Genomic DNA, 10,011 nt, shown 5'->3' with positions numbered 1-10,011 from the left:
ATGTGGCCCTGGCCGAGGCCGAGGCGCGGCTCGCTGCGCGGGGCGGGCGCCTGTTCCTGTGCACGCAGAACGTCGACGACCTGCACGAGCGGGCGGGTTCGCGCGCGGTGGTCCACATGCACGGCGAGCTGCTGAAGGCCCGCTGCACCGCCTGCGGGGCGGTCACGCCCTGGCGCGACGACCTGAACCGGGCCTCGTCCTGCCCGGCCTGCGGGACGGTCGGCCGGATGCGGCCGGACGTGGTCTGGTTCGGCGAGATGCCGATGCATCTCGATGCCATTGAGGATGCGCTCGCCGCGGCCGACCTGTTCGTGGCCGTGGGCACCTCGGGGGCGGTCTACCCGGCGGCCGGCTACGTGCGGCAGGCCCGGGCGCTGACGATTCCGACCTGCGAAATCAACCTGGACCCCTCGGACAACGCCGACGCGTTCGACGACGCGCGCTACGGGCCGGCGAGCACGGTCCTGCCCCGCTACCTGGCCGATCTCGGCCTGTGACCGCCCCGGCGGCCGCAACGCGTTGCCGGCGAACGGCTTTTCGATTCGCCGCCGGGTTTCCCCGGCGAGGACCAAAATCTTAAATGATGCGAATCACATCCGCGCGAGCTGTCAAGAACTGTTCGGGTCGTTACCCACCGGTTACAACGGTCAAGCTCGGGTTCGGCGTCGCGGCCCGCCCGGGCGTTCGTTGAAGCCACAAGGGGAAGACGAAGACCCATGCAGCACTTCACCGTAACCGACCGCGAGCGTGACACCGTCCTGGCGGCTTTGCGCTATTACCAGTTCTACCGGATGCAGGGACATCCGTTCGACCCCCGGCAGGACCACCTGATCGACACCATCGCGGGCCGGGCCGGAGACGCCCTCGACCTCGCCGAGATCGACGATCTCTGCGCCGGCCTGAACGGCAACCCGCACGCGCTCGCCGCCGCGGCCGCCTGAGGCCGCATCGCGGGGCGGATCTCGTACCGCCCCGACTTCCCCCGGCCGCCGAGCCGCCGGGACCGGGGATCGACCCCTCCGAGATGAGCGAAGCCGCCGCCGGAGCCGGACGATCCCCGATCGAACCCTGATGCTCACACATCTCAGAGTGAGGGGCGGGTCCGCTGTCGAGTGCGGGCTATGATGTTTCACCCATCGTCTTCCGGGAGGGGCGACGTGCCCCCTCTCCCGAGCGGGAGAGGGCTGGGGTGAGGGATCAGGTCCATCCGGAGAAGTCGCATCCCTCACCCCGTCCCTCTCCCGCACGGGAGAGGGGACCCGCTCTACATCTGGTAGCCCGCGCGAAGGGAGGGGGAATGCCCGTGTGGTGTCCGCACCGCCTTCACCCCATCCCCCGGAAGGCCGATTTCGCCGGCTTTGAAAGCATGCCCTAACGGATCCGCGGCGGCCCTCAGGCCGGGGAGAGCCGGGACCGTCGATGGCGAGAGCGCGGACGGGTTCGGGTCGGCTCCGGGTGTTGGGCATGGTCGGCGCGCTGAGCCTCAGCTCGGGGCCGGCCCTACGGACCGGACCACCCTGGAGCACTGGTACCGCGCCCACGTCCTCGGCGGCCCGGGCGCGTTCCTGTTGGCGGACGCCGGCTACGGCGATTTCTCCCGGGCGCTGCGCCGGAAATTCGTGATCGCGATCAGCGCCCTAGGGCGGTAGCCCGGCGACGCCTCAGGGCGCCTTCTTCAGCTGACCCTCGGCCCGGGCCACCCCGGCCTCGCAGGCCGTGGCATCACCCTTGGAATCTGCCGTCCGCGCCTCGTCCAACGCGACCTTGGCCTGCTGGGCGGCGTCCGCGCCCTCGCCGGCCTGGGCCGACTTCTCCGGGGGGGCCTGCGGGGATTCGTTGGCGCGCTGGCCCTCGGTGCCGGTCACGCCCTCGCCGCCGCGCTTGGCGGCGTTGCCCTGGCCGCTGGTGGAGGCCGAGATCGAGGCGGTCGCCTCCGCGGTGACACGCTTCGACAGGGCGTCGATCTTGTCCGAGCAGGGCGAGGCGAGGACCGGGGCCGCCATCAGGACCAGGGCCAGGGGCACCGTGACGGAAACCGTGAAGGCGGCGGGACGCATCATCGTGTCGAACTCTTTCATGGCGGGGGGCCGGGGATCAGGTCCCCGGTCCCCCAACGCGTCGCGGTGGAATGCGGTTCAGGCGCTGAGCTGGTCGCGGATCGGCAATTGCCGCACGCGCCGACCGGTGGCCGCGAAGACCGCGTTGGCGATGGCGGGCGCCACCGGCGGCACGCCGGGTTCGCCGACGCCGCCGAGCGGGCCGTCGTAGGAGCCGGTCGGCACCAGGTGCACGCGGACCACCTTCGGGGCGGCGTCGATCCGGATGATCTCGTAGCCGTCGAAGTTGTTCTGCACGGCCCGGCCCTGCTTGAAGGTGATCTCGGAGGTGAGGGCGAGCCCCATCCCCATGACCACGGCGCCTTCCATCTGGGACCGGATGCGCTCCGGGTTCACCTGCGGCCCGCAATCGACCGCGATGTCGATGGCGTGCACCTTCACCTGGCCCTTGTCGTCGACCTCCACCTCGGCCGCCACCGCCGTGTAGGTGACGAAGCTGTAGTGGCCGGCGATGCCGAGGCCGCGGCCCTTGGGCATCTGCCGTCCCCAGCCGGCGCCCTTAGCCGCCGCCTCGATCACGCCGCGCAGGCGGCCGGTGTCGATCGGGTAGAGCTTCGGGTCCTCGCCGTGGTTCCAGACGTCGCCGATCGAGGTCGGGTCGATCTTACGGGCCGGCCCGATCAGGTCCAGCAGGTACTCCTTCGGGTCGCGGCCGGCGGCATGCGCCAACTCCGACACGAAGGACTGGATCGCGAAGGCGTGCGGGATGTTCGAGACCGAGCGGAACCAGCCGATCCGGACGTGGGCGGCGGCCTCCGGGTTCTCCATCCGGGCGTTGGGCAGGTTGAACGGCGTGTTCACCAGACCCATCCCGAGCTCGAACGGCAGCTCGTGCTTCGGATCGGGGGCGAAGATCGAGCCGATCGTCGGCGCCACCGAGCGGTGCAGCCACGCCACCGGCATGCCCTTGTCGTCGAGGCCGGCCTCCAGGCGCTCCACCGAGATCGTGTGGTAGTAGCCGTGGTGGATGTCGTCCTCGCGGGTCCAGGCGAGCTTGACCGGCGCGCCGTCCACCGCCTGCGAGCACAGGGCGGCCTCGACCACGTAATCCGGCTTGGACTTGCGCCCGAAGCCGCCGCCGAGCAGCGTGACGTTCACCTTGACCTTGTCGTCGGGCAGCTTGAGCGCCTTCATCAGGCGGTCGTTGGCGGCCTGCGGACCCTGGGTGCAGGCCCACGCCTCGCAGAATCCGTCCTTGACCCGGGCCACGGCGGCCGGGGGCTCCATCGGGGCCTGGACCAGGTGGGGCACGAAGTACTCGGCCTCGAGCTTGGTCTTGGCCTTGGCCATCGCGCCGTCGACGTCGCCCTGGTTGCGCACCACCTTGCCGGGCTTGCGCGCGGCGGCCTCGAGCTCCTTGCGGAACACGTCGGTGTCGTAGCCGGCGTTCGGACCGTCATCCCAGGTGATCTTCAGCGCGTCGCGCGCCTTCAGGGCGGCCCAGGTGTTCTTGGCGACCACGGCGACGCCGCCGAGCGGCATGAACTCGCTCGGGATCTCGCCGCCGTCGATCTTGAAGATCTTGACGACGCCCGGGACCTTCTTGGCCTCGCTGTCGTCGTAGGACGCGACCTTGCCGCCGTAGACCGCCGGCCGGGCGACAACAGCGTACAGCATCCCGTCGAGCTTGGTGTCGAGGCCGTAGACGGCCCGGCCCGTGGTGATGTCGAAGTTGTCGATCAGCCCGATCTTGCCGGTGCCGATGTACCGGAAATCCTTCGGGTCCTTCAGCGGGACGTTCGTGGGCACCGGCAGCTCGGAGGCCGCCTGCGCCACGGCGCCGTAGCCGAGGCTGCGCTTCGACTTGGCGTGCGTGAGGGTGTGGTTGGACGCCGTCACCTCGGAGGCCGGCACGCCCCACTGCTTGGCCGCGGCCTCGATCAGCATCAGCCGCGCGGCGGCGCCGGCATGGCGGAAATGCTGGAAGAAGTGGCGCAGCGAGCGCGAGCCGTCGGTGTCCTGGTTGCCGAAGCGCTGCTCGTCGCCCCAGGCCTGGACCACCTTCACCTTCGGCCAATCGGCCTCCAGCTCGTCGGCGACGGTGAGCGCCACGGAGGTGCGCACGCCCTGGCCCATGTCGGAGCGGTGGTTGGTCACCGTGACGGTGCCGTCCGGAGCGATCGCCACGAAGACCTTCGGGTCGTCGCGCCAGCCGTGCGGCATGCCGTCGGCGCCGAACTTCTGGGCCTTCTGCTCGGCGGTCTGGCCCTCGTCGGCGCGGGCGTCGCGCAGGGACAGGGCGAGCACAAGGGCGCCGGCGCCGCCGAGGATGCCGCGGCGGCTGACATTGGCGAGGACCGGCTTGGCGGTCGGTCGAGCGGCCAGTTCGGCCATCATCTGGGCGTCATGAATCACAGGCGCTCTCCCTTGCCGGCGGGCGCCGTCTGGCCGGCGGCCTGATGGATCGCCGCGCGGATGCGCGGATAGGTGCCGCAACGGCAGATGTTGCCGCTCATCGTGTCGTCGATGTCCTGCTCGGACGGCTTGGGCGTGTCCTTGAGCAGGGCTGCGGCCTGCATGATCTGGCCGCACTGGCAGTAGCCGCACTGGGCGACGTTGAGGTCGCGCCAGGCCACCTGCACCGGGTGGTTGCCGTCGGGCGACAGCCCCTCGATGGTCACGACCTCCTGGCCGGCGGCCGCCGAGACCGGGGTGATGCAGGCGCGGGTCGCCGCGCCGCCGAGATGGATCGTGCAGGCGCCGCACAGCGACACGCCGCAGCCGAACTTGGTGCCGGTGAGCCCGAGTTCGTCGCGCAGGTACCACAGCAGCGGCATGTCGGGGTCGCCGTCGAAGCTGCGCGCAGCCCCGTTCACGGTGAGTTTGATCATCGATGCGTCCTGTCTGGCAGCGCCGGAGCGGCGTTCAGTCGGGGCCGAGCCGAGCCGGAGGCGCCGACCGATGCTCCGGTCCACGCGTCCGCCCATGCCGGCTAACCCGGCGAACGGGTCTCTGGGTTCGGAAGTGGAAGAATTCTAATCCACCCTGGGAGACTTGTGCAACGCAAGGTGGACGCGGCATGCCGCCGGAGGTCCGCGCCGGGGACATGCCGCGTGCGGCGGCGCACATGCGTGTCTCGTGGAGGGACAACGCCTTCGAACGTGTCAGAGGGAAGCGGTCCGTACTGCCACGCTGCACTGCGTCGACGACGATCAGCGTCGGCATCCGAACGCTCGATCGGCTAGGACCTAACGCCCTTGCCGCTTCGCCGCGCTCGCCATGGCCGGGTGCAGCCTGCATGCCCACCGCGAACATCGGTCCGTTGGGTGTTTGTAGGCGGATCGATCCATCACCGGACCGTCAGCGGACAGTCTCCAGATCGGTCCTGCGAAACTCGTCCGCCGTGGCGAGGATCGGCACGTCGAAGAACCGGGCCGCGGCGTAGTGAAGGCAGTCCCCGAGATTGAGGCCGTGACGGCCCGCCCGGTAGCGATGCGCCGCCGACAGAGCGAGCGCCGTGGTCTCGTTGGCGGGCGGGAGATCGCAGACCTCGATGCTTCGGGCTTCGAGGAATTCGAGGACGATCGGCCCGACGGCTTCGACCGTCATGTCGAACTTGTCGGGCCGCGCGAGGGCCAGCACCGTTTCCAGGACCGCGGACGGGCGAGGTCATACACCGGCTGGCCGAGGCGAGCGCGGCGGAGATCCGGCCGGCCTCCGGCTTGTCCGCCAGCAGGGCGACGAGCGCGGAGGCGTCCACGAACATCAGCGGCTTTCCCACATCGCGTCGTAGACATCCCGCGGGAGGGGCGTCCGGGCATCCTCGCTGAGGGTGATTCCATGCTTCTCGCGCAGCCGTGCGGCGGTCGCCTGCGGCGTCTCCCCCGGGTGCCTGCGCGCGATCGCCTCTCGCATGGCGATGACGATCGCCTCGGTGATGCCGACCCCCGCTAGGGCGGCGAACCGGCGCGTCAGCGCATCGGCTTCGGGATTGTTGACGTTGATCGGCACGGCCGTTCGCCCTCGACAGAGCGATGTAGATAATCGCTCGCGCGGATCTACACCAGCGGCGACTCCTACACCGTCACCTGCGTCCCGACCTCGACCACCCGCCCGGTGGGGATCTGGAAGAAGTCCGTCGCGTCGTTCGCATTCTTGGCGAGCGTGATGAAGATGCGGTCCTGCCAGAGCGGCATGCCCGAATGGGTGGCCGGGCGGATCGAGCGGCGGGACAGGAAGAACGACGTCGCCATGATGTCGAACTTGAAGCCCTGGCGGCGCAGCAGCACCAGGGTCTTGGGGATGTTCGGCGTCTCCATGTAGCCGAACTTCATCACCACCTTGAAGAAGTGCGGCCCCACCGGCTCGATCCGGACCTTGTCGGCCTCCTTCGAGCGCGGCGTGTCCACCGTCTCCACCGTGAGGATCACGTTCTTCTCGTGCAGCACCTTGTTGTGCTTCAGGTTGTGCAGCAGGGCGGCCGGGGCGATCTCGGGGTCGCTCGTCAGGAACACAGCGGTGCCGCGCACGTGGTGGGGCGGGCTCTTCTCCAGCATGCCGACCAGCTCGACCAAGGGCACGTCGGTCTTGCGGGTCTTGTTGAACAGGATCGTGACCCCGCGCACCCAGGTCCACATCAGGATGACGAGGCCGCCGGCCAGGATCAGGGGCACGTAGCCGCCCTCGACCACCTTGATCAGGTTGGAGAGCAGGAACAGGAACTCGACCACGATGAACGGCAGCATCACCAGGGCGGCGGCCACCGGCGACCAGCCCCACATCCGCCAGATCACCAGGAAGGTCATCGAGGCGGTGAGCAGCATCGTTCCGGTCACCGCGATGCCGTAGGCCGAGGCGAGCGACGAGGAGGTCTTGAACAGCACCGCCAGCAGCACGACGCCGACCATCAGCAGCCCGTTGATCTGCGGCAGGTAGATCTGCCCGGCATGCGATTCGGAGGTGTGGCGGATCTCGAGCCGCGGCAGCAGGCCGAGCTGGATCGCCTGCCGGGAGAGGGAGAAGGCGCCGGTGATCACCGCCTGGCTCGCCACCACGGTGGCCAGCGTCGCCAGCACCACCATCGGCAGCAGGCCCCAGGCCGGGACGAGCTGGAAGAACGGGTCGGCGGTGTCGGGCTTCTCCAGCACCAGGGCCGCCTGGCCCAGGTAGTTCAGGGCGAGCGCCGGGAAGACCAGGCAGACCCAGGCCACCTGGATCGGCTTGCGGCCGAAATGCCCGAGATCGGCGAACAGGGCCTCGGCGCCGGTCACCGCCAGGAACACCGCGCCGAGCGCCACCAGCGCCCCGGTGCCGTGGCCGAGCAGGTAATGCACCGCGTACCAGGGGTTGACCGCGCGGAACACCTCCGTGTGCAGGCCGATATGCGGCAGGGCGGCGAGCGCCATGGCGACGAACCACACCACGGTCATCGGCCCGAAGAAGGCCGCGACCTTGGCGGTGCCGCGGTTCTGCACCAGGAACAGGGCGACGATGATCGTCACCGTGATCGGCAGCACGTAGTCGTTCAGGGCCGGGGTGACGAGCTTGAGCCCCTCCACGGCGGAGAGCACCGAGATCGCCGGGGTGATCACCGCGTCGCCGTAGAACAGCGACGCGCCGAGCAGGCCGAGCATGAACACGATGCGGGAGCCGCCGAGCGCCTTCCGGGCCAGCGCCATCAGCGAGAGGATGCCGCCCTCGCCGTTGTTGTCCATGCGCAGCAGGATCAGGACGTACTTGACCGTCACGATCAGGAACAGCGCCCAGAGGATCAGCGAGACGGTGCCGATCACTTCCTCGGGCAGCAGGATGCCGTCGGTGCGGGCCGGGACCAGCGCCTCGCGGAAGGCGTAGAGCGGGCTGGTGCCGATGTCCCCATAGACGACGCCGAGCGCCCCCATCATCAGCGCGGGCCCGGGCCCATGCCGAACGGCACCCGGCTTTCGCGCCACCGGCGCGGCAGGCAGAGGGACCGCAGGACCAGCCGCGGGACTGAAGGCTTGGCGCACGGGCGTATCCAGTCGAGGGCGGCACTGACGTGCGCGACCTTAGCAAGCCGGATGCGTCGCGAAAGACTGGATCCGTCTCCGCCACGACCGCGGCGAAGACTTGTCACCCGAACGTGATGACGGTCGAATGAAGCGCGTTGCTCCCTCCCGCTGGCGGCGAGGGAGCAAGATCTCTCAGGCGGCGTCCAGCCCCAGGTCGATGATCGCCGCCGAGTGGGTGATCCAGCCGCAGGAGATCAGGTCCACGCCCGAGGCCGCGACGGCGCCCACGGTCTCGCGGGTGATGCGGCCGGAGGCTTCCGAGAGGGCGCGGCCGTCGATCATCGCCACGGCGCGGGTCAGCAGGTCGGGGCCCATATTGTCGAGGAGGACCGCATCCACGCCGACCGAGAGGGCTTCCTCGAGCTGCTCCAGGCTGTCGACCTCGCACTCGATCTTCACCAGGTGGCCGGCCCGTGCCCGGGCCCGCTGGATCGCCGGCACGATGCCACCGGCCACCGCCACGTGGTTGTCCTTGATCAGCACGGCATCGTCGAGGCCGAAGCGGTGGTTCGAGCCGCCGCCGGCCCGCACCGCGTGCTTCTCGAGGGCGCGCAGGCCCGGCGTCGTCTTGCGGGTGCAGACGATCGAGGCCTTGCCGTGCGGGCGCGCCGCCTCGACGAGGCCGTTCGTCGCCGTCGCGACCCCCGACATCCGACAGAGCAGGTTCAGGGCGACGCGCTCGGCCGTCAGGATCGCCCGGGCCGGCCCGTCGAGCCGCAACACCACGTCGCCGGGCGCGACCCGGGCCCCGTCGCCGCGCTCGACCGTCACGGTCACGGCCGGGTCGATGAGCGCGAACGCGATCGCGGCGGCGTCGGTGCCGGAGATCACCCCGTCCTGGCGGGACGCGATGACGCCGCGCATCCGCTCGCCGGGCGGCACGATCGCGTCGGTGGTGATGTCGCCGGCCCGGCCGAGATCCTCGACCAGGGCGGCCCGCACCACCGGCTCGACCAGAAGACGCGGCAGGGGCAGGATCTCTTCCGTCAGGACCGATCGCGTCATGATGTCAGCTCCGTCGCGGCGGCCGTGGTCTCGCGGCGCTCGGCGTTCGGCGTAGCGAGCGTCGTATCCGTGTGGGCTGCCGGGGCGATATGCGGGAAATCGCTGCGCCAGTGGGCGCCGCGGCTCTCCCGGCGGGTGAGCGCGCCGCGGGCGATCATCAGCGCCACCAGGGCGGCGTCGCAGGTTTCACTGCGGGGTTCGAGCATGGCGACCGCCTGCTCGAGGCCGGCGGCATCGCGGACCACGCCGACCTGCGCCTCCATCAGCCTGCGGATCGACAACAGATCCGCGACCGAACGGGGGCCCACAGTCTCGGGTATGATCGCGCCGGGAAGCGGCGCATCGAGGGCCTCGGCGATGAAGCCGGCATAGGCGAGCCCTTCCAGCAGGGAATTGCTGGCGAGCCGGTTCGCACCGTGGAGGCCCGTGGACGAGACCTCGCCGCAGGCAAAGAGGCCCGGCACCGACGTGGCGCCGTGCGCGTCCACCTTCACGCCGCCCATGTGGTAGTGGGCTGCCGGGCGGACCGGGATCGGCTGCACGGCCGGGTCGATGCCGGCGGCGGCGCAGAGACCCGCCACCGTCGGGAACCGCTTTGGCATCGCCGCCCCGAGGGCGCCGCGCGCGTCGAGATAGACAATGCGGCCGCGTTGCAGCGCCTGGAAGATGCCCCGGGCGACCACGTCGCGCGGGGCGAGGTCGCCCCCGGTGATCCCGGCCATGACGGCTTCGCCGGTCTCGTCGATCAGCCGGGCCCCCTCCCCGCGCAACGCCTCGGTGGCCAGCGGCATCGGGTCGGCCCCGGCCGCGATCGCGGTCGGGTGGAACTGCACGAACTCCATGTCGCGCATCACCGCCCCGGCCCGGGCGGCCAGCGCGAGACCGCCGCCGAGGGCGCC

General features: G+C 70.4%; 10 protein-coding genes and 1 pseudogene. 3 read left to right on the top strand and 8 right to left on the bottom strand.

The features are described from left to right. The 3 genes and pseudogenes from FV228_RS11465 to FV228_RS11455 all read left to right on the top strand — a co-directional run. Window positions 1-497: Sir2 family NAD-dependent protein deacetylase (locus FV228_RS11465; RefSeq protein WP_147854743.1), on the top strand; the 497-nt coding region annotated here is incomplete at its 5' end. Window positions 498-716: 219 nt separating this feature from the next. Beyond that, window positions 717-941 (top strand): hypothetical protein, encoded by a 225-nt coding sequence (locus FV228_RS11460; protein ID WP_147854742.1) that lies wholly within the window; start codon window positions 717-719, stop codon window positions 939-941. Between the two features lie 558 nt (window positions 942-1,499). Further along, window positions 1,500-1,649: pseudogene (locus FV228_RS11455) on the top strand (DUF1194 domain-containing protein); the annotation flags it as partial. Window positions 1,650-1,661: 12 nt separating this feature from the next. Here the strand turns inward: FV228_RS11455 and FV228_RS11450 are convergent. The 8 genes from FV228_RS11450 to FV228_RS11415 all read right to left on the bottom strand — a co-directional run. Beyond that, the gene (locus tag FV228_RS11450) at window positions 1,662-2,060 is read right to left on the bottom strand and encodes a hypothetical protein (RefSeq protein WP_147854744.1); all 399 of its coding nucleotides are present in this window, start codon (window positions 2,058-2,060) and stop codon (window positions 1,662-1,664) included. Between the two features lie 75 nt (window positions 2,061-2,135). Continuing rightward, window positions 2,136-4,472, bottom strand: coding sequence for a xanthine dehydrogenase family protein molybdopterin-binding subunit (locus FV228_RS11445; protein ID WP_147854741.1), 2,337 nt, complete (start codon window positions 4,470-4,472; stop codon window positions 2,136-2,138). Then, the gene (locus tag FV228_RS11440; RefSeq protein WP_147854740.1) at window positions 4,469-4,948 is read right to left on the bottom strand and encodes a (2Fe-2S)-binding protein; all 480 of its coding nucleotides are present in this window, start codon (window positions 4,946-4,948) and stop codon (window positions 4,469-4,471) included. Before FV228_RS11440 ends, FV228_RS11445 begins: the two co-directional genes overlap by 4 nt. A 469-nt stretch (window positions 4,949-5,417) precedes the next feature. Beyond that, on the bottom strand, window positions 5,418-5,699 hold the full coding sequence (locus tag FV228_RS11435; RefSeq protein WP_246693885.1) for a type II toxin-antitoxin system VapC family toxin: 282 nt from the start codon (window positions 5,697-5,699) through the stop codon (window positions 5,418-5,420). Window positions 5,700-5,822: 123 nt separating this feature from the next. Continuing rightward, on the bottom strand, window positions 5,823-6,068 hold the full coding sequence (locus tag FV228_RS11430) for a type II toxin-antitoxin system VapB family antitoxin (protein ID WP_147854739.1): 246 nt from the start codon (window positions 6,066-6,068) through the stop codon (window positions 5,823-5,825). A gap of 65 nt (window positions 6,069-6,133) precedes the next feature. Further along, window positions 6,134-7,960 (bottom strand): potassium transporter Kup, encoded by a 1,827-nt coding sequence (locus FV228_RS11425; RefSeq protein WP_246693884.1) that lies wholly within the window; start codon window positions 7,958-7,960, stop codon window positions 6,134-6,136. Window positions 7,961-8,239: 279 nt separating this feature from the next. Then, entirely contained in the window at window positions 8,240-9,112 is an 873-nt protein-coding gene (gene nadC, locus FV228_RS11420) for a carboxylating nicotinate-nucleotide diphosphorylase (RefSeq protein ID WP_147854738.1), read from the bottom strand. Then, window positions 9,109-10,011: FAD-binding protein (locus FV228_RS11415; RefSeq protein ID WP_147854737.1), on the bottom strand; the 903-nt coding region annotated here is incomplete at its 5' end. The genes FV228_RS11415 and nadC, both read right to left, overlap by 4 nt.

Source organism: Methylobacterium sp. WL18, from assembly GCF_008040015.1.
Taxonomy (GTDB): domain Bacteria; phylum Pseudomonadota; class Alphaproteobacteria; order Rhizobiales; family Beijerinckiaceae; genus Methylobacterium; species Methylobacterium mesophilicum.
This window is presented reverse-complemented; position numbering and strand designations above follow the sequence as displayed.

Coding starts and splice junctions, on each gene's coding strand:
- FV228_RS11460 (WP_147854742.1), top strand. CDS start 717: ATGCAGCACTTCACCGTAACCGACCGCGAGCGTGACACCGTCCTGGCG.
- FV228_RS11450 (WP_147854744.1), bottom strand. CDS start 2,060: ATGATGCGTCCCGCCGCCTTCACGGTTTCCGTCACGGTGCCCCTGGCC.
- FV228_RS11440 (WP_147854740.1), bottom strand. CDS start 4,948: ATGATCAAACTCACCGTGAACGGGGCTGCGCGCAGCTTCGACGGCGAC.
- FV228_RS11425 (WP_246693884.1), bottom strand. CDS start 7,960: ATGATGGGGGCGCTCGGCGTCGTCTATGGGGACATCGGCACCAGCCCG.
- nadC (WP_147854738.1), bottom strand. CDS start 9,112: ATGACGCGATCGGTCCTGACGGAAGAGATCCTGCCCCTGCCGCGTCTT.